This window comes from Xanthobacter sp. ZOL 2024 (assembly GCF_052932325.1).
On sequence record NZ_CM128808.1, the window covers coordinates 1201117 to 1226662 of the forward strand.

Annotated in this window: 21 protein-coding genes; 11 read left to right on the forward strand and 10 right to left on the reverse strand. The window is 70.0% G+C overall.

The annotated features are described in order from the left end of the window. Nucleotides 1-317 precede the first annotated feature (317 nt). Nucleotides 318-1022 carry a hypothetical protein gene (locus tag ACU4E7_RS05770; protein WP_447020942.1) on the forward strand — a complete coding sequence of 235 codons (705 nt, stop codon included), beginning with the start codon at nt 318-320 and terminating at the stop codon, nt 1020-1022. Nucleotides 1023-1096: 74 nt separating this feature from the next. Here the strand turns inward: ACU4E7_RS05770 and ACU4E7_RS05775 are convergent, their stop codons facing one another. After that, nucleotides 1097-2197 (reverse strand): UPF0104 family protein, encoded by a 1101-nt coding sequence (locus ACU4E7_RS05775; protein ID WP_447020943.1) that lies wholly within the window; start codon nt 2195-2197, stop codon nt 1097-1099. Between the two features lie 166 nt (nt 2198-2363). After that, nucleotides 2364-4250, reverse strand: coding sequence for a potassium transporter Kup (locus ACU4E7_RS05780; RefSeq protein ID WP_238123754.1), 1887 nt, complete (start codon nt 4248-4250; stop codon nt 2364-2366). A 327-nt stretch (nt 4251-4577) separates the two neighbouring features. Between ACU4E7_RS05780 and trmD the strand changes: the two genes are divergently transcribed. Both trmD and rplS read left to right on the forward strand, forming a co-directional pair. Then, nucleotides 4578-5297: a tRNA (guanosine(37)-N1)-methyltransferase TrmD gene (trmD, locus tag ACU4E7_RS05785; RefSeq protein ID WP_447020944.1), complete on the forward strand. Its 720-nt coding sequence runs from the start codon at nt 4578-4580 to the stop codon at nt 5295-5297. Between the two features lie 122 nt (nt 5298-5419). Then, entirely contained in the window at nt 5420-5839 is a 420-nt protein-coding gene (rplS, locus tag ACU4E7_RS05790) for a 50S ribosomal protein L19 (RefSeq protein ID WP_238123756.1), read from the forward strand. 104 nt (nt 5840-5943) lie between these two features. Here rplS and ACU4E7_RS05795 read toward each other — a convergent pair whose 3' ends face one another. From ACU4E7_RS05795 to ACU4E7_RS05815, 5 genes are all read right to left on the reverse strand, one after another. Next, complete coding sequence (locus tag ACU4E7_RS05795) at nt 5944-6879, reverse strand: hypothetical protein (RefSeq protein ID WP_238123757.1); 936 nt, start codon at nt 6877-6879, stop codon at nt 5944-5946. Nucleotides 6880-6881: 2 nt separating this feature from the next. Beyond that, a complete protein-coding gene (locus ACU4E7_RS05800; protein WP_447020945.1) occupies nt 6882-7802 on the reverse strand; it encodes a hypothetical protein in 921 nt (306 codons plus the stop codon). 4 nt (nt 7803-7806) lie between these two features. Further along, nucleotides 7807-9567: a hypothetical protein gene (locus ACU4E7_RS05805; protein WP_447020946.1), complete on the reverse strand. Its 1761-nt coding sequence runs from the start codon at nt 9565-9567 to the stop codon at nt 7807-7809. 423 nt (nt 9568-9990) lie between these two features. Continuing rightward, nucleotides 9991-10212, reverse strand: coding sequence for an FmdB family zinc ribbon protein (locus tag ACU4E7_RS05810; RefSeq protein WP_447020947.1), 222 nt, complete (start codon nt 10210-10212; stop codon nt 9991-9993). A gap of 171 nt (nt 10213-10383) precedes the next feature. Further along, a complete protein-coding gene (locus ACU4E7_RS05815) occupies nt 10384-11469 on the reverse strand; it encodes a PA0069 family radical SAM protein (protein WP_447021591.1) in 1086 nt (361 codons plus the stop codon). Nucleotides 11470-12051: 582 nt separating this feature from the next. On the opposite strand from ACU4E7_RS05815, the gene ACU4E7_RS05820 reads away from it, so the two are divergent. The 5 genes from ACU4E7_RS05820 to treY all read left to right on the forward strand — a co-directional run bounded on the left by ACU4E7_RS05820 (nt 12052) and on the right by treY (nt 18517). Then, nucleotides 12052-12204, forward strand: a complete 153-nt coding sequence (locus ACU4E7_RS05820; RefSeq protein WP_238123761.1) for an aa3-type cytochrome c oxidase subunit IV — start codon at nt 12052-12054, stop codon at nt 12202-12204. Nucleotides 12205-12238: 34 nt separating this feature from the next. Then, entirely contained in the window at nt 12239-13399 is a 1161-nt protein-coding gene (locus ACU4E7_RS05825; RefSeq protein ID WP_238123762.1) for a Re/Si-specific NAD(P)(+) transhydrogenase subunit alpha, read from the forward strand. After that, on the forward strand, nt 13396-13854 hold the full coding sequence (locus tag ACU4E7_RS05830) for a proton-translocating transhydrogenase family protein (RefSeq protein ID WP_238123763.1): 459 nt from the start codon (nt 13396-13398) through the stop codon (nt 13852-13854). The genes ACU4E7_RS05825 and ACU4E7_RS05830 overlap by 4 nt, the downstream gene beginning before the upstream one ends. A 10-nt stretch (nt 13855-13864) precedes the next feature. After that, entirely contained in the window at nt 13865-15271 is a 1407-nt protein-coding gene (locus ACU4E7_RS05835) for an NAD(P)(+) transhydrogenase (Re/Si-specific) subunit beta (protein ID WP_447020948.1), read from the forward strand. A gap of 483 nt (nt 15272-15754) precedes the next feature. After that, complete coding sequence (gene treY / locus ACU4E7_RS05840) at nt 15755-18517, forward strand: malto-oligosyltrehalose synthase (RefSeq protein ID WP_447020949.1); 2763 nt, start codon at nt 15755-15757, stop codon at nt 18515-18517. Nucleotides 18518-18601: 84 nt separating this feature from the next. Here the strand turns inward: treY and ACU4E7_RS05845 are convergent, their stop codons facing one another. Then, entirely contained in the window at nt 18602-19555 is a 954-nt protein-coding gene (locus tag ACU4E7_RS05845; RefSeq protein WP_447020950.1) for a pirin family protein, read from the reverse strand. 148 nt (nt 19556-19703) lie between these two features. Between ACU4E7_RS05845 and ACU4E7_RS05850 the strand changes: the two genes are divergently transcribed. Next, the gene (locus tag ACU4E7_RS05850; RefSeq protein ID WP_238123767.1) at nt 19704-19982 is read left to right on the forward strand and encodes a TM2 domain-containing protein; all 279 of its coding nucleotides are present in this window, start codon (nt 19704-19706) and stop codon (nt 19980-19982) included. 89 nt (nt 19983-20071) lie between these two features. Here ACU4E7_RS05850 and typA read toward each other — a convergent pair whose 3' ends face one another. Continuing rightward, nucleotides 20072-21901, reverse strand: coding sequence for a translational GTPase TypA (gene typA, locus ACU4E7_RS05855; RefSeq protein WP_238123768.1), 1830 nt, complete (start codon nt 21899-21901; stop codon nt 20072-20074). Nucleotides 21902-22060: 159 nt separating this feature from the next. Between typA and ACU4E7_RS05860 the strand changes: the two genes are divergently transcribed. Beyond that, nucleotides 22061-22489, forward strand: coding sequence for an ion channel (locus ACU4E7_RS05860; RefSeq protein WP_447020951.1), 429 nt, complete (start codon nt 22061-22063; stop codon nt 22487-22489). Nucleotides 22490-22778: 289 nt separating this feature from the next. Next, complete coding sequence (locus ACU4E7_RS05865) at nt 22779-24023, forward strand: PP2C family protein-serine/threonine phosphatase (protein WP_447020952.1); 1245 nt, start codon at nt 22779-22781, stop codon at nt 24021-24023. A gap of 22 nt (nt 24024-24045) precedes the next feature. On the opposite strand, the gene ACU4E7_RS05870 is transcribed toward ACU4E7_RS05865, so the two are convergent. Beyond that, complete coding sequence (locus tag ACU4E7_RS05870; protein WP_447020953.1) at nt 24046-25518, reverse strand: hypothetical protein; 1473 nt, start codon at nt 25516-25518, stop codon at nt 24046-24048. Nucleotides 25519-25546: the final 28 nt, after the last annotated feature.

Sequence of the window (25546 nt, forward strand, 5' to 3'; positions counted from 1 at the left end):
CCCGGCCCGATCCCAAAGTCATCCCGGGATCACCTCGGAATCGTCCCAAGGTGCTCCCCGACCGCCCCCCGATGGTCGCCTTTCAGCTACCTTGCGACCATGCCTTCCGGCGAATCGGCGTCAAGGCCTTAAACGCCCATGGTCATCGGCTGTCACGAAGGCATTACGACACTGTCCACCGGCCGCCGGACCGGACGCGTTTTCACCCGCGGCCCCTGTCCCATTCGGTCACGCAATGTGATGACGCCGCCGGGAAATGACACCGATTGGGCCACATGGCTCTGCTATGAGGGCCCAACACTTCAGGAGGTAGGGACATGCTCGCAACGCGCATCTTTCAGGGTCCTGGCCGGGTTGCCGCAATGGCCCTGGGCCTGGGGCTCGGCGCGGCGCTGGCCGATCCGGTGCCGCAATCCCTGCCCCAGCCGCTGCCCATGCCGCTGCCCATGCCCACCGCCGACTTCAGCCTCAAGGCCAAGCTGCTCCACGGTGGCCTCGTCGACCTGTCCCACAGCGGCGGACGCATGCGCGTGGAGGTCACCCGCCCCAACGTGCCGGGCACCATGATCGGCATCATCGACCTCAAGGCGAGCCGCATGGTGATGATGACCCCCAACCTGCCGAAGATGGCGCTGGAGGTGGACCTGCCGCCGGAATATGTGGTGGGCGCCATGACCGGCACCGGCACCAAGGTGGGCCAGGCGCAGGTGGCGGGCATGAGCTGCGATCTGTGGCAGGTCAACGGGCCGGCCCAGCGCAAGGTCCGCGCCCCCACCGTGGCCTGCATCACCGCCGACGGCATCGCCCTGCGCACCGAAACCGAGATCAAGGGCGAGAAGCGGGCGCTCTACGAGGTCCAGAGTGTCGATCTCGCGCCGCAGGACCCCACGCGCTTTCAGCTGCCGCCCGGCCTGCAGGTGATCAAGGTGCCCAAGGGCAAGCTGGGCGCACTGCTGAATCTTCCCGCCATGGGCAGCCCGACCACGCCGGTGACCACTCCCGCACCGGCGGCGCCCCGCTAGCCGCGCGCCACTCCGCCTCACCCCACACCGCCTTTGCGGAGGCCTCCGGCGACGGGCTCAGGTTGGCACGCCCCTCAGGGGGCCACCTGCCGGCCCAGGGGCGGACGCGACGGCTCGACCCGCTCGGGCGCGAGAGACGCCGTCCCGGGGCTCGCGGCATCCACCGCCGCCTCGGCATCGCATTGAGTCTTCCGGCGCCCCAGGCTGAAGGTGCCCAGCCGCAGCTCGCGCACCCCGAGCAGGGTCAGCGCCAGGGCGAAGGGAACGATGTAGTAGAACAGGCGGAAGATGAGCAGCGCGCCCACCATCTCGCCCTTGTCGAACTGCGGCAGCGCCACCAGCAGCGCCGCGTCGAACACCCCGAGGCCGCCCGGCGCATGGCTGGCGAAGCCCAGCAGGGTGGCGGTGACGAAGATCACCGCCAGCGACACCGGATCGATATAGGGATGCGCCGGCATCAGCATGTACATGGCCGAGGCGCACAGGGTGAGGTCGAGGATGCCGATGCCGATCTGCACCAGGGTCGAGCGCCCGTGGGGCAGCGTCACGAACCAGGAGGAGCGGCCGATGTTACGCGGCGCCATGGACACCCAGATCACATAGGCCACCAGCAGCACCAGGGCGCCGATGCCGATGATCCGGTTCACCGCCGGCGGCAGCTGGTCCACGGCGGTGGCCGCATCCGGGTGGATGGTGATGCCGAGACCGAGCACGGCGATATTGCCAAGCCAGAAGGTGAGGCCGGCGATGAAGCAGACCTTCGCCACGTCGATGGCCCCGAGCCCCCAGGCCGAATAGATGCGATAGCGCACCGAGCCGCCGGTGAAGACCGTGAAGCCCACATTGTGGCCGACGGAATAGGAGCAGAAGCCCGACAGCGCCGCCACCCGATAGGGCACGTCGTCCTTGCCGATGCTGCGCAGGGCGAACCAGTCATAGAAGGTGAGGGTGAGATAGGCGCAGCCCACCAGCACGAAGGCCGCAGCCACGTGCCAGGGGTTCTTCTCGGTGAGCGCGTTCACCACGTCGGCGAGCTTGAGGTCGTGGAGCATGCGGTAGAGAACCACCGCGGCGAAGGCGATCACGATCAGGCTGGCGATCAAACCCAGGCCATGCAGGCCCACCTTCTCACGCAGGAACGCCCACACCCTTGAAAGACCAGACCGTAGACTCATACCGACACCATCCCCCGCCCCTGAAAGGTCGTCGCGCTCACAACAGCACGGATCTTCCGTAGCGTGAACGTTCTTTTGTCGCGGCGTCCGCCGGTTCGTGGCGGCCGGAGCGCCCGGGCCCCGGCACAGAGCACCCTAAAAGCGTCAGCTTGCGGGCAGCCCGTCGTCACATCTTGACGGGATAGCCGATCTCCACGGTTCGCGCCCGCGGCAGACCGAAGCGGTCCACCGACCGCTCGGCATTGCGGGCCAGGAACGCGAACACATGGGCCACCAGATCGCGGACCCGCCCCAGTTCATCGGGCGGGATGATCCGCTCGTGACCGATCACATAGACCGCCGCATCCGGATCGATGCCCCGGGCGCTCAGGGCCGGGCCGAGCACCGACGGCACGTCGATCTGCTGCATGTAGCCGAAACGCAGGTCCACCCGGACAAAATTCTCGTTGAGCGTGGTCACCCGCACCCGGTCTTCCACCGAGACGCGCGGCCGGGCGGCGATCCACACCGAAACGATCACGGACTTTTCAAACCGCACCTTGAGCAGGTCCGCCATACGCGACAGGGCCACCGGCGTCATCGCCCCGGCGCGGGAGAGGAAGATGGCCGTGCGCGGGCTGTCCACGTCGTTGGCGCGGTCCTTGCGCCCCATGAAGGCATCGAGCGGCTCGGTGAAGCGCACCTGCTGGGCCACCACCGCCTCCAGGCCGCGCCGCCAGCTCACCATGACGAAGATGATGACTGCGGCGATGGAGAGGGGCAGCCAGCCGCCGTCATGGATCTTGGTGAGGTTGGCGGTGGCGAAGGAGAGGTCCACCGTCAGCATGCACACCGCCATCAGTGCCACCGCCGGCGCCGGCCAGCCCCAGGACCGCTTCACCTGGGCGATGAACAGGATGGAGGTGGTGACCATGGCGAACGCCACGGCGATGCCATAGGCCGACGCCAGCCGCTCGGAGCCGCCGAAGCCGATCACCACGGCGATGCAGGAGATCATGAGCAGCCAGTTCAGCCGGCCCACATAGATATGCTGCTCGTTGTGCTCGGAGGTGTAGCGGATGCGCATGGGCGGCAGATAGCCGAGCTCGATGGCCTGCTTGGCCAGGGAGAACACGCCGGTGATGATGGATTGCGAGGCGATCACGGTCGCCGCGGTGGCAAGGAACAGCAGCGGAATGTCGAACAGGTCCGGTGACAGATCGTAGAACGGGTTGCGAACCGCATTGGGATCCACCAGCAGGATCGCGCCCTGGCCGAAATAGTTGAGCAGCAGCGCCGGCATGGCCACGAACAGCCAGGCCCGGCCGATGACCCGGCGGCCGAAATGGCCCAGATCCGCATAGAGCGCCTCGCCGCCGGTCACCGCCAGGAAGCAGGCCCCGAGGATGACGCCGGCCAGCCCCGGGTGGCCCAGCATCAGCATGATGCCGTGGCGCGGATCGAGCCCCGCCAGCACCTGCGGCGCCTGGACGATGCCATAAAGCCCCAATGCCGCCAGCGAGCCGAACCACAGCAGCATCACCGGCCCGTAGAAAGCGGCGATGCGCTCGGTGCCCAGCCGCTGGGACAGAAACACCGCCAGCAGCACCAGAACGGTGAGGACCACCACCCAATGCTCCAGCTCTGGAGCGATCACCTGCAGCCCCTCGATGGCGGAGAGCACCGACATGGCCGGCGTGAGCACCCCATCGCCGATGAGCATGGCGGCGCCGATGAGGCCCGCCGCCAGGAGATACCACCGCAGCCCCAGGGCGCTGCGGTGCAGATCCAGCAGGGTCACCAGCGCCAGGATGCCGCCTTCGCCGTCATTGTCGGCACGCAGCACCAGCATCACATATTTCACGGTGACCGAAAGGATGATGCTCCAGGTGATCAGCGACAGCAGGCCGAGCACGTCCTCGCCGAGGAAATTGGTGCCGCCCACCGCCAGCACGCCCTGCTTGAGGGCATAGAGCGGGCTGGTGCCGATATCGCCGAAGACAACGCCGAGCGCGCCGATCTCCGCCGCGAAAGGCAGGATTCGCGTCCGGTCGCGGGTCATGCTGGTGGCCATGATGGGGGTTCGGCTCCTCAGCCTGCACAGCGGCGGGCAAGCATGCCGGGTCGCATGCACGGTCGCAAACAGGGCAGCGCGAAAGAATGCGAGCGGACGAACCTGCGGCTTCCGCGCCACCTCGCGGCCTGTGACCCGCGCACCACTTCGATCAAGGGAAGCCCCCGCAGCGCCTGACCTCCGCCGGAAGGCGGATCATCGACTCGTAGCTCTGTTCGCGGGGGAAGACAATGGAGCGCGACGGGCCCGCCGGCGCGCCGCGACGCCGCGCGCCATTTGACCTTGCGGCCCGCCTCCCCCATGACCATGGCGAAACACGAGCCATCCATGACCTTTCGCGCCAGCCTCCTCACGCTTTATCCCGAGATGTTCCCCGGCCCGCTCGGCCACGCCCTCGCCGGCAAGGCGCTGGCCCGGGGGCTGTGGTCCCTCGATGCCCTGCAGATCCGCGACCATGCCCTCGACCGCCACCGCTCGGTGGACGACACCCCCGCCGGCGGCGGTCCCGGCATGGTGATGCGCGCCGACGTGCTGGCCCGCGCCATCGACGCCGCCGCCCCCGCCGGTGACCCCCGGCCGCGGCTGCTGATGACGCCGCGCGGCCGGCCGCTGACCCAGGCGCGGGTGCGCGAGCTGGCGGCCGGTCCCGGCGTGGTCATCCTGTGCGGCCGGTTCGAGGGGGTGGATGAACGCATCGTCGCGGCCCGCGGCCTGGAGGAGATCTGCGTCGGCGATGTGGTGCTGTCCGGCGGCGAGGCGGCGGCGCTGCTGCTGCTGGATGCCTGCGTGCGGCTCATTCCGGGGGTGATGGGCAAGACCGAGAGCGGTGATGACGAGAGCTTTTCCGCCAACCTGCTCGAATACCCCCAATATACCCGCCCCCAGACGTTCGAGGGCGCGGGCATTCCCGAGGTGCTGGTCTCCGGCGACCATGCGCGCATCGCCCGTTGGCGCCGTGCCGAGGCGGAAGCCATCACCCGTGCCCGCCGCCCCGATCTGCTGGCGCGCACCGGGGCCTGTGACAGCGCCATGAAGGAAAGGGAATGACACGCGCCCTAATCTCATGTATGGAGCCGCGTCCCCTGAACTGACAACGACACGATGTGGCGCCGGGACCTGCCGCGGAACGCTCCGTGGCCGCCTGCGGCAGCTGCTAAAAGGTTGGTGACATGAATATTATCGAGACGCTCGAGCAGGAGCAGGCCACCAAGCTGGCCGAAAAGCGCGCCATTCCGGAATTCCAGCCGGGTGACACCGTCATCGTCAACGTGAAGGTCGTCGAAGGCGAGCGCTCTCGCGTGCAGGCTTACGAGGGCGTGGTGATCGCCCGTTCCGGCGGTGGCCTGAACGAGAGCTTCACCGTGCGCAAGATCTCCTATGGCGAAGGCGTGGAGCGTGTGTTCCCGGTCTATTCGCCCATGATCGATTCCATCAAGGTGGTGCGGCGCGGCAAGGTCCGGCGCGCCAAGCTCTATTATCTGCGCGACCGGCGCGGCAAGTCGGCCCGTATCGCCGAGCGCCAGGATCGCACCGCCGACGGCAAGATCAAGAAGACGAAGGCCGCCCCCGCCCCCACCGCGGCGGAGTGAGACGGCGCCGGCTGTCACAGGCCGACACGATATTTGGCGTCGCCGCCCGTCGGCGACGCCTTTTTTATTGCCCGTTTCTCTGCGCCTCCCGTGCCCGCCACCATTCAGCGCGCGGCATCGCGCAGCCGCGCGAACAGGCCGTCCGGGTCCGCGTCGTAGGCCCGGCGGATCGCCTCCAAAGCGGTGACGCCGCCGCGATAGCTGGCGCCGCCCACGTGCAGCCAGCCGTCCACCAGCATCTTCGGCTCGCTCCAGCCGCCATCCACTTCCGGCACATGCACGGTGCGCAGCTTCGGCCAGGCGAGCGCGTCGTCGTCCAGCCGGCGATAGAGCACATACCAGTTGCGGCCGCCGGTATCGGTGCCCAGCAGGCGGTCGGGGCCGAAATCCAGCGGCAGCCGCGCCAGGCTGCCGTTGAATACCGCGAAGCCGGGCCACAGATACCAGGCCTTGGCCCGGCCGCTCCAGCGCCGCAGCCCATACACCGGCTGGTCGGCCACATGGGCGGCGAGGTCCATGGGCTGCAGCGCCACCAGGTCGTGATCGAGCATGGCGAAGCTGTCGGGCGCCACCGGGCGCACGATATTGTGGAACGCCCAGTTGGCCGCCGCCGCATGGGAGCGGGCCGAGCGCGCCCGCACGAACAGCGCCGGCGGCGCCGACACATAGAACAGGCCCCGCTCGGCCGCGATGTTGGCCAGCGCCACCCGCGCCTCCAGCTCGGTGGAATTGTCGCACACCACCAGCGGCGTATCGGGCAGGAAGCGGGCCATGGAATCCGCCAGCAGGGCCACCGCCTCGGGCACGTTATAGGCAATGGTCAGGGCCAGCGTGCGTGGACGCCGCGCGCACAGCCCCTGCACGGTGGCCACCAGGCCGGCCGCGCCGCGCGCCCGGTGCAGGCGATCCAGCAGCGCATAGCGCGCGTGGTTGACCCAGTGCAGCCCCGGCACCGCCGCCATGCGACCCGCCAGGGTCAGCGGCTCCAGCTTCTTGGCCCGGCGCAGCTTCTGCGCCCGCAGTTCCGGCCCCTTTGCCATGCTCAGGCTCCACCTCGCGCCACCGGCGGCTCGCTCGCGGCCGTCAGCCGGGCCAGCACCCCTTCGGGATCCGCCAGATAGGCGACCCGCACATTCTCGAATGATCCGTCGCGCCAACCGTGGCCGGCGCCGCCGGCGTGCAGCCAGCTATCGGCCAGCAGATGGGGTTCCGGCGCGCCGGTCCGCACATCTCTCACAAACACCCGCCGCACCTGCGCCCAGGTCAGGGCCGCACGATCGAGGTGGCGGTAGAGCACGCCCCAATTCTGCCCACCGGTATCCAGGGTCAGGGGCGTGTCGGTGCCGAAATCGAGGGGCAGATCACGCACCGCGGCGAAATCAAACACGCTGTAGCCGGGCCACAGGTACCAGGCCGCGCCCCGGGTCGCCTCGCGCACCATGCCGTAACAGGGCTGGCCGGCAACTTGCGCGGCGAAATCCACCGGCGCCAGCGGGATCAGGTCATGATCGAGCAGGGCAAACACCGGAGGCGCCGCCGGGCGGATCAAATTGGCGAGGATCCAGTTGAGCGCCACCGCGTGGGAGCGCGAGCCGTTGCGGCCGCCGCGATAGGGCGAGGGCGGCAGGCTGCAATAGGGCAGCCCCCGTCCGGCGCACAGCCGGGCGATCTCCGCCCGGGCCTGCGGGTCCGAGGAATTGTCGCACACCACCAGCAGCGTCTGCGGGGCAAAACGGGTCATGGCCTCGGCCAGCAATGCGATGGCCTGCGGCATGTTGAAGGCCACCGTGAAGGCCACCGGGGCCCCATGCGCCGCAATCCGGCGCACCAGCGCCCCCTGGTCCGGCGCTGCGCGACGACGGTAGAGGCGATCCACCATCCGGTTGCGCAGGCGGCGCAGGCGGTGGGCCAGCGGCGCGCCCGTCAGCCATTCGCGCGGCGCGTAATCGTTCAGCTCGCGCATGGCCCTACTCCGCTCCGCTCGCCGGCACGCGGGCGTAAAGCCGGGTGGTGCCGCGCCCGTCGGCCCGCGGGAAGCTGCCCAGGGGGCGGAACGCCTCCGGGGCGGCAGCGATCGCCCCCGCCAGCAGGGTGTGGAGCGGATCGGCAGCATCGGTCCAGTCGGCCAGCGCCACATAGCCCACGCCGAGTTGCTCCAGTGCCGGGCGCACATCGTCCGGTGTCTCCAGCGGCACCCCGGCCGCCGGCCCGCGGCCGGAGATGGCCAGCGCCATGCGCCCGGGCACCACGAAGCTCTGCCGGGCACGATCCCGCTGTGCCACAGCGGCAATCAGCGCCCCCTCGCCTGCCACGTCCGCCACCACCAGGATGGCCCGCGGCGCGCCCGGATCGGCGAGAAACGTCTGCGCCACCCCATCCATGCCCACCGCCGGCTTGTGGAGGGGCACCAGCACCGAAGGCAGGGCGCAGAGCAGCAGCACCAGCATCACCACCAGCCCGGACAGGGTGCCCCAGCTGCGGGTCAGCAGCTGCAGCAGGCGCATGCCGCCGAAGGCCGCCAGCATCACCAGCGGGGCGCAGAGCGGGAGCGCCGCCTGCGGACTGACGGGAGCCGCCAGCACGCCAAGCCCCGCAGCGAGCAGCAGCGCGCCGAGCGCCAGCACCGCCGGCGCCAGGGCGTGGCGATGCCGCGGCGCGCGCACCCATCCGGCGATGCCGCCAATCACCGCGAGGCCAGCCAGCACCCCGCCGATGGCCGCCGCCGCAAACGCGCCGACCGCCCCCGGGGCCGCGAGCGCCGCGGCGCCCAGGGGCGTCGGCAGCCGGTTCAGCACCAATGGCGCGGTGCCGATGGTCCAGGGGCCGGCCACCACCAGCACGACGAGAAAAGGCAGCCAGAAATCGAACCGCCGCGCCAGGGCCAGCCGGCCGGTGATGAGGGCGGCGATCAGCGGCAGCAGCAGCAGCGACAGGCCCGCGCTGTGCACCAGCGCCGCCGCCGCCGCCAACAGGCCGAACAGGGCCGCGATGCCCCGGCCCGGTCGGGCCAGATAGGCGGCGTAGGCCAGCAGCGCCCAGAGGGTGAGCAGCGCCAGCGGCAGCTCGAGACCGACAACGATGGTGGCCTCACGCACCACGGGCAGCACCATAAGCACCGCGCCGACGGCAAGGCCCGGCAGGATGCCCAGCGCGCGGCTGGTGGCCCAACCGGCCGTGACCACCAGCAGCGCCGTCAGCACCGCCGGCAGCAGCAGGATGGCGGGCGTGGCCGCCGTCAGCAGCAGGATCCAGGCGCCCTCTGCCAGGTAATAGAGTGGCGGCGTTGCCCCGAGCACCACACGCGGGAAATGCAGGGCGAAATCGGAGATGAAAGCCAGCAGCGGGGGAAAGCCGGCGGCGACATAGTCCGCCAGCATGAGGCCGGTGACCACGTGGCCAGCCTCCGCCGGGCTGGTGGCGGAGAATTCGGCCATGTAGGCCCCGGCCGCCCGCTGCTGCAGCAGCACCAGCACGGTCATCAGCGCCGCCAGGATCAGGAAGCCGAGACCGCGCAGCGCCGCCGCCCCGCGGCTGCGGTGGCCCACCGGCTCCACGGGCGCGTCGTTCGGGAGCGCGTCATCGGCCCGCGCGGCTCCGGGCTGAAGCTGTGCCGCTGCGGCCGACGCTGGGTGGACGTCCTCGGCGGCGGGCGCGCGGTCCTCCGGTGCGGGGCCGCCCTGCCCGACGCTGTGCTGACCCGTGCCCTGCCGGCCCATCTGCTGCGCCAACTGTTCCTCCGCGACCACGCGGGCCGGGCCGGACCGAAGACCGGCGGGGCGCCCTGCGGGGCTCCGCCGTCTCCACCACCGCGCGCGCCGCGCCCGAGAACCGCCCCCGCCCGGCGCGACAGGGCGCGCGAGTGCCGAAGCTCTCTCGGAAGAAGTGAGGGCGCGCCTGCCGACCGCGATGTCCACGCCGCGCGCGTCCATCCGGCGCCGGCGCACCAAGACGCCTAGCCTTCTAGTGGGAGAACGGCGTGCCGTCCATGCGCGGCATGCAATCGGCCCACCGCCTCGCCCAACGGAGGGCGCGGAGCGCGGATGAAGCGGAACTGGGAAGGGGTCGGAGGCTTGGGGTCAGCTCCGCCAACCCACAGCGGGCACGGCGACGGCCCCCGGCAGACGGACCGGCGGAGCCAACGGCCAGTGGCGCTAACTGCCGTTCTTGCCGAAATTGCTCATGTGCCCCTCACGCTGGGCCTGCGCCCGCCACACCTTGGCAGCAGCCTTGAGCTTGGCGTCGGGGGCAATCCGCGACATCAGGCGATCCATATGCGCGCTGCCGCACTTGGGGCACAGCGGCGTGTCCGACATGCCGATCAGCAGCTCGCTATCCGTGTTGCAATCCCGACAATGGAAGCCATAGAGCGGCATCTGGCAACCTCTAGACCCGACACGACACCGCACACGGCGGGCTCGTGCCCTTGAAAACACTTGAGTTTCCGACGCACCGGGGGGACGGACTGCCGGAACATGCGACGACACCCCCCAGCGATGCAGGAAGCGGGCCAGGGCAGCCCTCGCCCGATCCGGCCCGCGCCGGCTTCAGTCGAACAGGGACAATTGCTCGCCCACGGGCTTGGGCCGCCGGAAGTGGGCCGTCGTGAGCTTCAGCCCCCGGCCCTGCAGGCCGAGGCGCCGGGCGGCGATCTCGAAACGCCGCCCCAGGGTCCAGGCATAGGGGCCATCGCCGCGCATGCGGGCGCCGAATTCGGAGTCGTAATCCTTGCCGCCGCGCATCTGCTGCAGCAGCGCCAGCACGTGGCGGGCCTTGTCGGGGAAATGGGTCACCAGCCACTCGCGGAACAGGTCGGCCACCTCCAGGGGCAGGCGCAGCAGCACATAGCCGGCCTCGCTCGCCCCCGCCGCCTTGGCCGCATCGAGAATGCGTTCCAGCTCCATGTCGTTGAGGGCGGGGATGAGCGGCGCCGTCATCACCGCCGTGGGAATGCCCGCCTCGCTGAGCCGCTGCAGGGTGCCGAGCCGCCGCTGCGGGCTCGCCGCCCGTGGCTCCATCAACCGCGACAGGTGGGGATCGAGGGTGGTGATGGACACCGCCACCTTCACCAGCCCTTTCTCCGCCATGGGCGCGAGAATATCGATGTCGCGCGCCACCAGGCCGGATTTGGTGACGATGGCCACCGGATGGCCGAACTCCCGCAGCACCTCCAGCAGCCGCCGGGTCACCTGATATTGCCGCTCGATGGGCTGGTAGGGATCGGTATTGGTGCCCATGGCAATCACCCGCGGCTGGTAGCCGGGATGGGACAATTCCCGCGCCAGCAGCTCCGGTGCGTCGGGCTTCACGAACAGCTTGGTCTCGAAATCAAGACCCGCCGACAATCCGTGATAGGCGTGAGTCGGCCGGGCGAAGCAATAGACGCAGCCATGCTCGCAGCCCCGATAGGGATTGATGGAGCGATCGAACCCCACATCCGGCGACTGGTTGCGGGTGATGACCGTGCGGGCGCGCTCCTCGGTCACCTCGGTCTTGAAGGCGGGCAGGTCCTCCAGGCTCTGCCAGCCATCGTCGAACCGCACCCGGGCCGCCGGCTCGAACCGCCCGGCCGCATTGGAGACCGCGCCCCGCCCGCGGCGGCGACCGGCCGCCACCTCGGCTTCCGGCCACATTGCCTCCGCCGGAGCGGGCGCCACGGTGGGCGCAGCAGTGGGCGCCACCGCCTCGAGGCCCCGGGCGTCTTCGGCCTCGCGCGCCCTGCGGGCCCGATCCTGGTCCAGCCGACCATACACCCGCGCCCGTCCGGGCGCGGCGCCCTCCCCCGGGAGACCCCTCGCCTTGCGGCTTCCCTTACCACTTGCCTTGGCGCCTGCCTTACCCCCTGCCCTGCCGCCTCCTTGGCCGTTCCCTTTGTTCTCGCCCTCGCCCTTGGTCCCGCCTTGGGGCACCACGGGCACCGCCCGGACCGCCGTCGGAGCCGCCATCTGGACCGCCATCTGGGGCACACATGCCAGCAGGTCTCCCGCCGGGGCGGACGGGGGCGGCACGGGTGCGCGTGGGGGGCGATGCAGGTTCATGGCGCGAAGCTAGCACCCGCCTGCGAACATAACAAGAACATCCGTTCGGAAAGGGGCCTCAGCCGGCCCCATGACGCTTGAGGCGCGCCTTTGCTCTATTGTACGCTGCAGCAGCGGTTGCCAGACGCTATGCCGTCCTTTAAAGCCGCAGAAGGCTTATGCGCCAGGGGGGATAAGATGGCGGATCATGCGACGATCGAATACGCCACTGCCGACGGCAACGACTATGCCGAGCACCAGCGCACCTATGCCTTGTTCACGGCGCTCACCAAATGGGTGACCATCGCGATCGCCGTCATCCTCGCCCTGATGTGGATCTTCCTCCTCTGAGCCTTGTGCGCCCGGAGCACTGGAGACTTCTCAAATGAAAATCGCTGTCCCCGCCGAGGCCGACCTCGGTGAGCCGCGGGTCGCTGCGACCCCGGATACGGTGAAGCGTCTCGTGGCGCTCGGCGCCGATGTGACCGTCGAAAGCGGAGCAGGCGTCAAATCCGGCATCCTCGATGCCGAATATGTGGCGACCGGCGCCACCATCGCAGCATCCGCCGCCGAGACCCTCGCCGGCGCCGAAGTGGTACTCAAAGTCCGTCGTCCCACGGAAGCCGAACTTTCGTTGTACAAACCCGGTACCCTGGTGCTCGCCATCATGGACCCCCACGGCCACGATGACGCCCTCGCCGCCATGGCCAAGGCCGGCGTCAGCGCCTTCGCCATGGAGCTGATGCCCCGCATCACCCGTGCGCAGGTGATGGACGTCCTGTCCTCGCAGGCCAACCTCGCGGGCTATCGCGCCATCATCGACGCGTCCTACGAGTTCAACCGCGCCTTGCCGCAGATGATGACCGCCGCCGGCACCGTGCCGGCCGGCCGCGTCTTCATCATGGGCGCCGGCGTCGCCGGCCTGCAGGCCATCGCTACCGCCCGGCGCCTCGGCGCCATCGTCACGGCGACCGACGTGCGCCCCGCCTCCAAGGACCAGGTCTCCTCCCTCGGCGCCAAGTTCATCGCCGTGGAGGACGAGGAGTTCAAGCAGGCCGAAAGCGCCACCGGCTATGCCAAGCCCATGTCGGCCGAATACCAGGCCAAGCAGGCGGCGCTGGTGGCCGAGCACATCAAGAAGCAGGACATCGTGGTCACCACCGCCCTCATCCCCGGCCGGCCCGCGCCGCGCCTGGTGAGCGCCGAGATGGTGGCCTCCATGCGTCCCGGCTCGGTCATCGTCGATCTGGCGGTGGAGCGCGGCGGCAACGTGGAAGGCGCGGTGCCCGGCGAAGTGGTGGAGATCGGCGGTGTGAAGATCATCGGCCATCTCAACGTGCCGGGCCGGCTCTCCGCCTCCGCCTCGCCGCTCTACGCCAAGAACCTCTACAACTTCTTTGAGACCATGGTGGACAAGTCGGCCAAGACGCTGGCGGTCAAGTGGGACGACGAGCTGGTGAAAGCCACCCTGCTCACCCGCGACGGCGCCGTCGTGCATCCGAACTTCGCCCCGAAGGCCCCGAACACCGAGGGAGCTGCACAATGAGCCCCATCACTGCTGATGCCGCAGCCGCCGCAGCGGCGGCCCAGGCGCGCGCCGCCGCCGAAGTGGCCCGCCAGGCCGCCGAGGCCGCGCAGATCTATGCCGACCAGGCCGCCACCGTGCTGGGCGCGGCCGCCCATGCCGCCACCGGCGGCGCCATCGACCCGTTCGTGTTCCGCCTCTCCATCTTCGTTCTGGCGGTGTTCGTGGGCTATTACGTGGTGTGGTCGGTGACCCCGGCGCTCCACACCCCGCTGATGAGCGTCACCAACGCCATCTCCTCGGTGATCGTGGTGGGCGCGCTGCTCGCCGTCGGCGTCACCACCGTGGGCGATGCCTCCCACGCCTGGGGGGCGCGGATCTTCGGCTTCATCGCCCTCATCCTCGCATCGGTGAACATCTTCGGCGGGTTCCTGGTGACCAGCCGCATGCTCGCCATGTACTCGAAGAAGAAGTGAGGCCCGCGACATGACCGCAACCCTCGCGGCCCTGCTCTATCTCGTTGCAGGCGTCCTGTTCATCCTCGCCCTGCGTGGCCTCAGCCATCCCACCACCTCGCGGCAGGGCAACCTGTTCGGCATGGTGGGCATGACGGTGGCGGTGCTCACCACCCTCGCCCTGCAGCCCCCCTCCGATCTGGTGGGCTGGGTGCTGGTGATCGCCGGTATCGCCATCGGCGGCGGCATCGGCGCCGTGGTGGCGCGGCGCATCGCCATGACCCAGATGCCGCAGCTGGTGGCGGCCTTCCACTCGCTGGTGGGCCTGGCCGCAGTGCTGGTGGCGGCGGCCGCGCTCTATGCGCCGCGCGCCTTCGGCATCGGCGATCCTGGCCATCTGCACGGGGCGAGCCTCGTGGAAATGTCGCTGGGCGTGGCCATCGGCGCCATCACCTTCACCGGCTCGCTGATCGCCTTCGCCAAGCTCAACGGCAACATGAGCGGCAAGCCGATCATGCTGCCGGCGCGGCACTTCATCAATGCCGGCCTCGGCCTGCTGCTGGTCATCCTGATCATCGCCTTCGTGCTCACCGGCTCGATCACGCTGTTCTGGATCATCACCATCCTGTCGCTGGTGCTCGGCGGCCTGCTCATCATCCCCATCGGCGGCGCCGACATGCCCGTCGTGGTGTCGATGCTGAACTCCTACTCGGGCTGGGCGGCGGCCGGCATCGGCTTCACCTTGGGCAACACCGCGCTGATCATCACCGGCGCGCTGGTGGGCTCCTCGGGCGCCATCCTCTCCTACATCATGTGCAAGGGCATGAACCGGTCCTTCATCTCCGTCATCCTCGGCGGCTTCGGCGGTGACGCCGGCGCGGCGGCCGCGGCCGGTGGCGGCGAGGCCCGTCCGGTGAAGCAGGGTTCGGCGGACGATGCCGCCTACATCATGCGCAACGCCGAGAAGGTCATCATCGTGCCCGGCTACGGCATGGCGGTGGCCCAGGCCCAGCATGCGCTGCGCGAGATGGCCGAGTTCCTGAAGGAAGAAGGCGTCGAGGTGAAATACGCCATCCACCCGGTGGCGGGCCGCATGCCCGGACACATGAACGTGCTGCTGGCGGAAGCCCAGGTGCCCTATGACGAGGTGTTCGAGCTCGAGGACATCAACTCCGAGTTCGCCCAGGCGGACGTGGCCTTCGTCATCGGCGCCAACGACGTGACCAACCCGGCCGCCAAGACCGACCCCAACTCGCCCATCTTCGGCATGCCGATCCTGGACGTGGAGAAGGCCAAGACCGTGCTCTTCATCAAGCGCGGCATGGCGGCGGGCTACGCCGGCGTGGAAAACGAACTGTTCTTCCGCGACAACACCATGATGCTGTTCGGCGACGCCAAGAAGGTGACCGAGGAGATCGTGAAGGCGTTCGGCCACTGAACCCGCCCGGCCAGCGCCCGCCGCTGGCCGGAGACTCTCATCGAACGGCCGCCGGGCCCCGTCCGGCGGCCGTTTTCATGCGCCACCACGGGCGGGGCGCCAGGGCGGGGCGCCAGGGCGGATTGATCCCGGTCCACGCCGCTGGCCTGTGCTCACGGTTTTCTTGCGGGCAGCCGGTATCCTCTGCACTGCAAATGGCTTTACTATCGGCGCCGTCCGGCCGGACGCGGGTGACCCCGCGCTCGGTTCGGCATGGCAAGGCCCCAGCCGGGCGATCCGGGCCGCTGGGGAAGGGGGTTGAAGGGTGAAGGGGCGAGCGTTGCACGGGCGCGCCATCCACGGCGCGGCGGTCGTCGAGCGGGCGTTTGAAGCAGGCCGGAGCGCCGCGATGGCCCTGGGCCGCGCGGCGACGCGCCACCCGCCGCATGCGCCCCCCCCTCTGCCGGACTCCCGCCGCGTTTCCCCGACCGGACGAGGCCGCCCGTGAGCCTTCCGCGTGGCATGGCCCGTCTGCGGCTGAACAAGAACGTCTCCTTCGACACCGCACTGGCGCTGGTGGACTATTTCGCCGATCTCGGCGTCAGCCATCTCCACCTCTCGCCGCTGCTCGCCTCCCGCCCGGGACTGGCGGGCGGCGTGCTGGACCATACCCAGGTCGACCCGGTGCTGGGCGGCGAGGCCGGCCTGCGCCGGCTGGTGGCGGCGCTGCGGCGGCGGCAGATGGGCCTGGTGGCGGACATCGCCCCCGCTTATCTGGCGGTGGGCGGCGCCGACAGCCCGGTGTGGGCCGATATCCTCGAATGGGGCCGCGACGCCAGCCATGCCCATTGGCTCGACGTCGACTGGCGCGGCGGCGAAAGCGGTCTGCGCAACACCCTGCTGGCGCCCTTCCTCGACCAGCCCTATGGCGCCGCGCTCGCCGCCGGTACCGTGGCGCTCGCCTTCGATGCCGCCCGCGGCCGCTTCGAGGTGCGCCACGGCCCCCACACCTTTCCCATCTGCCCGCGGGACTACAGCCAGATGCTGGAGGCCTCGCCCCTGCCCTCAGCCGAGCAGATGCGCGCCGTGCTGGCGCGCCTGCCCCGCATGCGGCCGAGCCCGGCGGAGATCGCCGGCGCCAAGGCCAGCCTGGCGCGGCTCGCCGGCACCACGGAGGGCCGCTCGGTGGTGGCCGCCGTGCTGGCGGCGTTCGACGCCCGCACGGAGCTGGGCCGCGCCCGGCTCCACCGGCTGCTGGAGCGCCAGGCTTACCGGCTCGCCTGGTGGGGCACGGCGGGCGACGAACTGAACTGGCGCCACCATCCCGATACCCCGGCCCTGGCCGCCCTGCGGGTGGAGCGGGCCGACGTGTTCGACGCCACCCATACGGGGCTCTTGCGGCTTTATGGCGAAGGCCTGCTGGACGGCTTCGTCATCCAGCAATGGGACCTGCTGGCCGATCCCTTGAGCTATGCCCGCCGCCTGCGGCTGAAGCTGGACGCGCTGGCGGCCCACCGCCCGCGCGAGGCGGGCGCGCTGTATCTCGCCGCCGGCACGGCGGGACCGACCACCGAGCGGGCCACCGCCGGCGTGCTCATGGGCACTTCAGATGCCGCCCGCGACGACGCCCTCGGCGCGCTGTTCCACGACCCCACCGCCGCCACGCCCCTCACCGACATCTGGACCGCCACGTCCGGTGACCGGCAGCGTTACGGCGACAAGCTCGCCAGCGTTCGCCGCGAGGCCATCCGCGATTGCCTCGGCGCCGAGCTGCAGCTGGTGGCCCGCGCGCTGCACGAGGTGGGCCAGGGGGATCTCACCACCCGCGACATCACCTTCGCCGCCATCAAGCGGGTGGTGCTGGAACTGGCGGTGGCCCTGCCGGTGCGCCGCACCTATGCCGATCTCGACGGGTTCGACGCCCGCGACGCCGCAGTGTTCCGCACCGCTCTCGAACGAGCCCGGCGACGCATCTCGCCGCTCGACAGCGCCGTGGCCGACCAGCTCGCCCAGTGGCTGGGCGATGAGCCACCCCGGCAATTACGCGACATTGAGCAGAGCGGCGCCCGCGAGCATGCCATCGCCGCCTTCCAGCAGTTCACCGCCGCCCTGGCGCGGGTGGCGCTGGACGACACCCTGCTTTACCGGCTCGGCCGGCTGGTCTCCCGCAATGAGGTGGGGGCCGACCCCACGTTGCTGGGCCTGTCGGTGGACGCCTTCCACCAGCGTGCGGCGGCGCGTGCGCCGCAGGACCTGATCGCCACCACCGGTCCACGCCAGAAGCGCGGCGAGGATGCCCGCCTGCGGCTGGCGGTGCTCAGCGAAATGCCCGGCGAATGGGAGCGGGCGCTGCGCCAGCTGGTGGAGCTCACCGCGCCCTTCCGCACCCGCCTCCAGGATGGCGTGGCCCCCGAGCCCACCGATGTGGTGCTGCTGCTGCAGACCCTGGTGGGCGCCTGGCCGGCCACCCTGCGCGCCGACGATGCCCTGGCCCTCGGCGACCTGCACGACCGGCTGCAGGCCTGGTGGCTGAAGGCCATCCGCGGCGCCCGGGTGCGCACCCGGGCGGTGATGGGCAGTGCGGATTATGAAGCCGGCTGTCTCGCCTTCCTCAAGACTCTCATGGAGGAGCGCGACGGGATGCCGGCGCGGCGCCTGCTGGCCGAACTGGTGGCGCGGGTGGCCCGCGCCGGCGCGCTCAACGCCCTCTCCCACTGCGTGCTGAAGCTCACCCTGCCCGGCATCCCCGAACTGTTCCACGGCGGCGAATTCTGGGACCTCAGCCTGGAGGGAACGGACGTTGGCCGCGCGGGGGATTATCTGGGCCGCACCTCGGGCCTGACCGCCGGTGCCATGCCGGACAAGCTGATGGACACCTATCTCGATGGCCGGGTGAAACAGGCCACGGTGGCGCGGCTGCTGGAGCTGCGGGGACGGCTGCCGGCCCTGTTCAGCCAGGGCGACTATGCGCCGTTAACGGTGGAAGGCCGGCTGGCCGAGCACGCCGTGGCCTTCTCCCGCCGCCATCGCGGCCAGCACATGGTGGTGGTGGCGACACGCCTGGCCCTGCGCCTGCTGGGGCCGGAAACCACCACGCCGAAGGTGCCGACCCTGCGCTGGAGCGACACCGCCGTGGTGCTGCCCGATGCGCTCACCGGCACCTTCAGCGAGGCCCTCACCGGCCGCGTGGTCGACAGCCGGCTCGCCCGCTTCGATCTGTCCGACCTGCTGCTGACCTTCCCCGCGGCGGTGCTGGTGCGCAGCTAGCGCCCCCTTCTCCCGAACGGGATGCGGCCCGGCGCGAGGCCCCTGGAGCCCTTCAACAGGATAGCGCCCCTCATGTCGGGCCCGTCAGCGGGGCGCCTGCGGCCGGGGCCGGCCCGGGCCATCGGGCGGCGCGGGAATGAACTCCGTATGGTCGGAGGGAATGAGATCGAACCGCCCCTCCCGCCACGCCGCGCGCGCCGCGTCGATGCGGTCCAGGCGCGAGGAGACGAAATTCCACCAGATATAGCGAGGCCCCTCCAGCGGCGCGCCTCCCAGCACCAGCAGCCGCGCCGCCGTGCGGGCCCGCGCCGTGGTGGCAAGGCCGTTGCGGAGCACCAGCATGCGGCCTGGGGGAAAAAGGGTGCCGTCCACCTCCACCTCGCCCTCCAGCAGGAACACCGCGCGTTCCTCCGCCTCCGCATCCAGCGGCAGGGCCGCGCCGGGGGCGAGCACGGCATCCACATAGAGGGCCGGCGAGGCGAGCGGCACCGGGGCCCGCGCGCCGAACGCCTCGCCCAGGATGACCCGCGCCGACACGCCGCCATCCTCCAGGCGCGGCAGCGCCTCGGCGCCCACATGGACGAAGGCGGGCGCCTCGTCCTCCTGCGCCTGCGGCAGCGCCAGCCACAGCTGCACCCCGGAGAGCGGCCCCCCGCCCGCCTTCACCCGCGCATCATGACGCTCGGAATGCACGATGCCGCGACCGGCCGTCATCAGGTTGACGGCGCCGGGGGTGATCACCTGCGTGCTGCCGAGGCTGTCGCGATGGGTCATCTCCCCCTCGAGCAGATAGGTGACGGTGGCAAGGCCGATATGGGGATGGGGCAGCACATCATGGGCGTCGCCCGGGCCGAACCGCACCGGGCCCATGCGATCGAAGAAGATGAAGGGGCCGATCATCTGGCCCTGGGGCGAGGGCAGCACCCGCCCCACCTCCATGCCGCCGATGTCGCGCCGGCGCGGCACCAGCACCGTCTCGATGGCATCGCAGCCGGCGGCATCACCAGCCTCGGGATCAGGACAGGGAAGGACGCTCATGGCGGGCTCCATCGGATCGGGGGATGAAAGATCGGGGAATGACGGTTCGCGCGCGCACGGTGCCGCGGGTGGTCACGTGGCTTGCCGACGCCATCGCCGACCGCCACAACAGGCCGACAGCCGCAACGGCGGCGAGAAGGAGACACCGATGGCGCCCGACCTGCAACAGCGCATCTATATCGAAACCCGCCTTGGCAACGAGGGGCCGAGCGCCGCCCTCGCCTATTTCTTCTGGCTGTTCCTCGGCATCGTCTCCGCCCACCGCTTCTATCTGGGCAAGACCGGCACGGCCATCCTGCAGATCATCTCCTATTTCTTTGTGATCGGGGTGATCTGGTTCCTGATCGACGCCCTGCTGCTGCCGGAGATGATCCGCGCCCGGCAGGACGAGATCCGCCGGCGCATCGCCGCCACCTTGCCCGCCTGAGGGGCACCGGAAACGACATCGCCCCGCATCAGCAGCTGATGCGGGGCGATAGAAAAGCGTGGACCGGCGCAAGGCCGCGTCGCGGGGCCTCAGGCCATTTCGCTGACGCCCTTGCGCTCGTTGCGCTTGCGCTCGTTGGGATCGAGGAAGCGCTTGCGCAGGCGGATGGACTTGGGCGTCACCTCCACCAGCTCGTCATCCTGGATCCAGGCCAGCGCCCGCTCCAGCGTCATGCGGATCGGCGGGGTGAGGCGCACCGCCTCATCCTTGGAGGTGGTGCGGATGTTGGAGAGCTTCTTGCCCTTCAGCACGTTCACTTCCAGGTCGTTGTCCCGGTTGTGAATGCCCACCAGCATGCCCTGATACACCTTCCAGCCCGGCTCGATGATCATCGGACCGCGATCTTCCAGGTTCCACAGGGCATAGGCCACCGCCTCGCCCTGCTCGTTGGAGATCAGCACGCCATTGGTGCGGCCGGCGATCTCGCCCTTGTAGGGGGCGTAATCATGGAACAGCCGGTTCATGATGGCGGTGCCGCGGGTGTCGGTGAGCAGTTCCGACTGGTAGCCGATGAGGCCACGGGTGGGGGCGTAGAAGACCAGCCGCTGGCGATTGCCGCCGGAGGGGCGCATTTCCACCATCTCCGCCTTGCGCTCGCTCATCTTCTGCACGACGGTGCCGGAATATTCCTCGTCCACGTCGATGAGGACTTCCTCGATGGGCTCCATCACCGTGCCAGTGGCCTCGTCCTTCTGGAACACCACGCGCGGCCGCGACACGGCGAGCTCGAAGCCCTCGCGCCGCATGGTCTCGATCAGCACCGCCAGCTGCAGCTCGCCACGACCGGAGACGAAAAAGGAGTCCTTTTCAGTGGACTCCTCGATCTTCAGGGCCACATTGCCCTCCGCCTCGCGCAGCAGCCGGTCGCGGATGACGCGGCTGGTCACCTTGTCGCCCTCGGTGCCGGCCAGCGGGCTGTCGTTGACGATGAACGTCATGGTCACGGTGGGCGGATCGATGGGCTGGGCGGCCATCGCCTCGGTCACTTCCGGGGCGCAGAAGGTATCGGCCACGGTGCCCTTGGTAAGGCCGGCGATGGCGACGATGTCACCGGGCACGCCCTCTTCGATGGGCTGGCGCTCGATGCCGCGGAACGCCAGGATCTTGGACACGCGGCCCTGCTCCACCAGCGAGCCGTCCTGGGCCAGCACCTTGATGGCTTGGTTGGGCTTGAGGGTGCCGGAGCTGATGCGGCCGGTGATCATGCGGCCGAGGAAGGGGTTGGCCTCCAGAAGGGTGCCGATCATGCGGAACGGGCCCTCGTGGACGGTGGGCTCGGGCACGTGCTTCAGCACCAGGTCGAACAGGGGCGCCATGCCCTGGTCCATGGGGCCTTCCGGGCTGTCGGCCATCCAGCCGCTGCGGCCGGAGCCGTAGAGAATGGGGAAATCGAGCTGCTCGTCGGTGGCGTCGAGCGCCGCGAACAGGTCGAACACCTCGTTGATCACCTCGGTGGGGCGGGCGTCCTGGCGGTCCACCTTATTGATGGCGACGATGGGCTTCAGGCCGATCTTGAGCGCCTTGCCCACCACGAACTTGGTCTGGGGCATGGGGCCTTCGGCGGCGTCCACCAGCACGATGGCACCGTCCACCATGTTCAGGATGCGCTCCACCTCGCCGCCGAAGTCGGCGTGGCCGGGGGTGTCGACGATGTTGATGCGGGTATCCTTCCACACCACCGAAGTGGCCTTGGCGAGGATGGTGATGCCGCGTTCCTTCTCGAGATCGTTCGAGTCCATCACGCGCTCGGCGACGCGCTGGTTCTCGCGGAAAGCACCGGACTGCTTGAGAAGCTCGTCCACCAGGGTGGTCTTGCCGTGGTCGACGTGGGCGATGATGGCGATATTGCGCAGCTTCATGGGCTTCCAGCACCAAAATGCGAGTCCGAAATGCTCGGGCCCGCAGGAGAAAAGGGGAAAGTTGCGGCGCAAAATACACGGAAAGCGACGAAGATCAATGCGCGGCTGGCAATCGCACCGCGCCCGTGGCATGTCACAGCCGCAGATCAGGGAGGTCCCATGCAGGTCGGCGAGCTCGCCCTCGGCATCCTCATCAGCTTCGTCACCATCGCCATGCAGGCGGTCCTCACGGTGCTGCTGGGCCGCAGCCTCCAGGCGCTCAGCCACCGGGCGGTGAAGGAACGCTCCGTTCCCACCCTCATCCTGGTGATGTGCTACGCCGGCGGCGCCCTCACCTTCGGTCACTTCCTACAGGTGGGCGTGTGGGCCACCTCCTATGTGGTGCTGGGGGTGGCGCCGTTGCACGACGCCTATGATCTCGCCCTGCAGAATTTCACCACCCTGGGCTATGGCGATCTGCTGCCGGCCAAGGGCTGGCGCCTCTTGGCGCCCATCACCTCGGCCAACGGCCTGCTGCTGTTCGGCTGGTCCACCGCCTTTCTCTACACGGTGCTGAACCGCGCCGCCCAGGCGCTGCACCTGTTCTGATGCATCCTGCGGCATTCGCCTCTGCGAATACGATGGCGCCTTAGAAAAATCCGGCCGCGCCGCAGGTTTCCGCTCCGCCGGCCGAAGTCCTGGGGTATAAGAGCGAAACTGCACCTTCAGAGTGTTCCGCCGGCGACCGCATCAGATGCCACCTGATCACCCTCGCGACGACGACCCTGCGCCCCCCTCCGGCCGTCACGGCCCGCGCCCATCGGCCCCCGTCACCCCCGCCGAGGCGGCCCGCCGGATGGCGGATCATCCCTTTTTCCGCGGCATGGACCAGGCTGCCATGGCTGCTCTCATGGTCCAGGGAACGGCGGTGGATGCCGCGCCCGGCGAGCTGCTGATCCGCCGCGGCGATCCCAGCACCTTCGCCCTGCTGATGGTGGAGGGCATCGCCGATGTGGTGATCGACACCGCTTACGAACACGTGATGCTGGCGGCCTGCGAGAGCCCCACGGTGATCGGCGAGATCGGCGCTTTCACCGGCGTGGAGCGCACCGCCCACGTGCAGGCGCGCACCCGGGTGCGGGCCATCCGCGTGTCCGCCGACGCGCTGGCGGCCGCCGGCCAGGCGCACCCCGGCCTGCTGGCGGCGGTGCTGCAGCAATTCGGCCAGCGCTTTGCCACCTTCAACCGCGCCTTCGGCTTTTATGCCAATGCGTTGAACGCCCTGGAGCGGCGCGCCTTCGACCTGCGGCTCCTTGACGACCTGCGCAACCCACTGCCGGAACTCGCCAATTTCAGCGCCTCCTTTCGCCGCCTGGCGGAGGAACTGATGGTGCGCGAGGCGGAGCGGCGCGAGCTTGCCAATGCGGCGGCGATCCAGCGCGCCATGCTGCCGGCGCCACTCGGCCCCGAGGCCCTGGCCCATCGGGCCGACCTTTATGCGGACATGCGCCCCGCCCGGGCGGTGGGTGGCGATTTCTTCGATGCCTTCCTGCTGGCCGACGGGCGGCTGGTGGTCACCATTGGCGATGTGGCCGGCAAGGGCATTCCGGCGGCGCTCTTCATGTGCGCCACCCAGACCACCCTGCGCACGGTGCTGCGGCACGAGAGCGATCTGGCCCTCGCCATGGCCTCGGCCAACGCGCTGCTGTGCGCCACCAACAGCGAGCAATTGTTCGTCACCGCTTTCTGCGCGGTCATCGATCTCGCCAGCGGCGTCATGGACTATTGCAGCTGCGGCCATGCCGATGCGCTGGTGCTGCGCGGCTCCGGCGACATCGAGCGGCCGAGCGTGTGCGGCATGGCCCTCGCCATGATGGAGGGGGCGAGCTACACCGCCCGCCGGCTGGTGCTGTCGCCGGGCGACCGGCTGCTGCTCTATACCGACGGCCTGACCGACGCCACCGATGGCGCGGATCACCGTTTCGGCGAGACACGGCTGGAGGCGGAGGTGGCCAAGGGCACGGCGCTGCGGGCGGCGGTGTTCGTCACCAGCCTGCTCGACCGTATCGAGGCGTTTGCCGGCACAACCGACCAGTTCGACGACATGACCGCCCTGGCAGTGGTGTTCAACGGCGGGGCATAGGCGCGCCCGCGCCCCACCGCGCTCAGTCGGCGAAGCGGTCCTGGTCGCCCGCCATCAGCACCAGATCGCTCAGGGTGAAGCGATCGAAATCCAGGGGTGCGCCGGGCACCAGGATGGAGCTGTCCGAGTGGCGCACCAGCGTCCACACGGTCTCCGCAACGATCCGGCTGCCCACCGGCCCCAGATGGGCGCCGCCGGGTCTCTCCGGATGCCCCGCCTCGGCCAGCAGATAGAACCACAGGGGCGTGGCGTCGGCGAACGGCGCCGCCGCCGCCCTCTGGTGCTCCGGCAGGGCGGCGAGCAGCGCAGCGCCGGCCAGTTCCGGCACGCCCATGTGGCGGGCCAGGGCCTGGCCGGTGGGCAACCCCAGCCGATAGCCCTGCAGCAGATGCTGAAGGGCCAGGGCGGCCACCGTCTGCGGCGCGCCGGCCAGTTCCGTGTTCAGCGCCCGTGCCCGCTGCGGCGCGCGCGCCTCCAGCGGCAGGAACCCCTCCCAGGCAATGATCCAATGCTCGGGCAAGGCGTGCGGGCCCCGCCCGGCGGTGCCGAGGGCGAAGCGGGTGGCGAGGGCACCGCGCGCGATGTCGCGGAAGCAGGGATTGTAGTCATAGCTGCCACGCATCATGGCGGGGGCGAGGCAGAAGGCGGCGGCGCTGAACTCCACCGGCATCAGCAGATCCGCCGCGCGCGCCACGCGCCAGAAGCGCGGCCCGTTCTCCACCACATCCTCCAGCACCGCGCGATCGCAGATCTGGCCCAGCAGATCGAACAGCACCATCCATTGGTAGCGCTGGCGCAAGCCCCGCCGCGCCGCGTCGAAGGTGCGGCCGCCGCTCACCAGCGCATTGTGGGCCTTGAGAAACGCCACATGGAGCTGGCTCATCACCAGCATGTCGTCATTGCGCGGATCGCCACAGCGCGGCGCCCGGTCACGTGCAGGCTCGGTGCTGCGGGAAAAGCGCGGCAGATCGTTGCGATCCCCCTTGCGCGGCGGCCGCGGCAGCGTCCCCGGTGCCACCTTGCCCAGCAGCATGCGCCGCACCACCGCCGGATCACGCGGCGCGTCATAGACGCTGTCGAGATCGAGCCGGCCGCTGCGCCGGTTCGACACGCCGTCGAGCTGCGCCAACGGCGTGAAGAGGGTGGACGGGTCGGTGCCCCCGTCATCGGCGCGGGCCAGCACCAGATCGTGCAGCACGAATTGCAGCAGATAGGTGTAGGCGGCCGGCAGCGGTCCGTCGCCGGCGCTCTGCACGCGCGGCGCCGGCGGCACCGGCTGCGGCTCCGTCATCGCCTCCGCCAGGCGAGCCAGCGCGTGCACCGTCGCCGCCCCGTCGGGCAGGCGCTGCGCGGGAGCATCGAGGGTGGCGAACATGCGACCAAAGCGCCCGGCGCTGGTGCGTGCCCCGACATCGTGGGCCAACGCGCGGACCCGCGCCCCCACCGCATTGGTGCGCGATGGCCACGCATCGTCACACCCGATGGTCATCTCCATGGCACTCCTTCGCCACTCCCTCGCCCCG

Excerpts from the sequence above, each read along its gene's own strand:
- typA (WP_238123768.1), bottom strand. The coding sequence starts at position 21,901 with ATGAAGCTGCGCAATATCGCCATCATCGCCCACGTCGACCACGGCAAG.
- ACU4E7_RS05815 (WP_447021591.1), bottom strand. The coding sequence starts at position 11,469 with ATGTGGCCGGAAGCCGAGGTGGCGGCCGGTCGCCGCCGCGGGCGGGGC.
- rplS (WP_238123756.1), top strand. The coding sequence starts at position 5,420 with ATGAATATTATCGAGACGCTCGAGCAGGAGCAGGCCACCAAGCTGGCC.
- ACU4E7_RS05845 (WP_447020950.1), bottom strand. The coding sequence starts at position 19,555 with ATGAGCGTCCTTCCCTGTCCTGATCCCGAGGCTGGTGATGCCGCCGGC.
- ACU4E7_RS05800 (WP_447020945.1), bottom strand. The coding sequence starts at position 7,802 with ATGCGCGAGCTGAACGATTACGCGCCGCGCGAATGGCTGACGGGCGCG.
- ACU4E7_RS05860 (WP_447020951.1), top strand. The coding sequence starts at position 22,061 with ATGCAGGTCGGCGAGCTCGCCCTCGGCATCCTCATCAGCTTCGTCACC.
- ACU4E7_RS05830 (WP_238123763.1), top strand. The coding sequence starts at position 13,396 with ATGAGCCCCATCACTGCTGATGCCGCAGCCGCCGCAGCGGCGGCCCAG.
- ACU4E7_RS05795 (WP_238123757.1), bottom strand. The coding sequence starts at position 6,879 with ATGGCAAAGGGGCCGGAACTGCGGGCGCAGAAGCTGCGCCGGGCCAAG.
- ACU4E7_RS05850 (WP_238123767.1), top strand. The coding sequence starts at position 19,704 with ATGGCGCCCGACCTGCAACAGCGCATCTATATCGAAACCCGCCTTGGC.
- ACU4E7_RS05770 (WP_447020942.1), top strand. The coding sequence starts at position 318 with ATGCTCGCAACGCGCATCTTTCAGGGTCCTGGCCGGGTTGCCGCAATG.
- ACU4E7_RS05820 (WP_238123761.1), top strand. The coding sequence starts at position 12,052 with ATGGCGGATCATGCGACGATCGAATACGCCACTGCCGACGGCAACGAC.
- ACU4E7_RS05825 (WP_238123762.1), top strand. The coding sequence starts at position 12,239 with ATGAAAATCGCTGTCCCCGCCGAGGCCGACCTCGGTGAGCCGCGGGTC.
- ACU4E7_RS05835 (WP_447020948.1), top strand. The coding sequence starts at position 13,865 with ATGACCGCAACCCTCGCGGCCCTGCTCTATCTCGTTGCAGGCGTCCTG.
- trmD (WP_447020944.1), top strand. The coding sequence starts at position 4,578 with ATGACCTTTCGCGCCAGCCTCCTCACGCTTTATCCCGAGATGTTCCCC.
- ACU4E7_RS05775 (WP_447020943.1), bottom strand. The coding sequence starts at position 2,197 with ATGAGTCTACGGTCTGGTCTTTCAAGGGTGTGGGCGTTCCTGCGTGAG.
- ACU4E7_RS05810 (WP_447020947.1), bottom strand. The coding sequence starts at position 10,212 with ATGCCGCTCTATGGCTTCCATTGTCGGGATTGCAACACGGATAGCGAG.
- ACU4E7_RS05780 (WP_238123754.1), bottom strand. The coding sequence starts at position 4,250 with ATGGCCACCAGCATGACCCGCGACCGGACGCGAATCCTGCCTTTCGCG.
- ACU4E7_RS05865 (WP_447020952.1), top strand. The coding sequence starts at position 22,779 with ATGGCTGCTCTCATGGTCCAGGGAACGGCGGTGGATGCCGCGCCCGGC.
- ACU4E7_RS05870 (WP_447020953.1), bottom strand. The coding sequence starts at position 25,518 with ATGGAGATGACCATCGGGTGTGACGATGCGTGGCCATCGCGCACCAAT.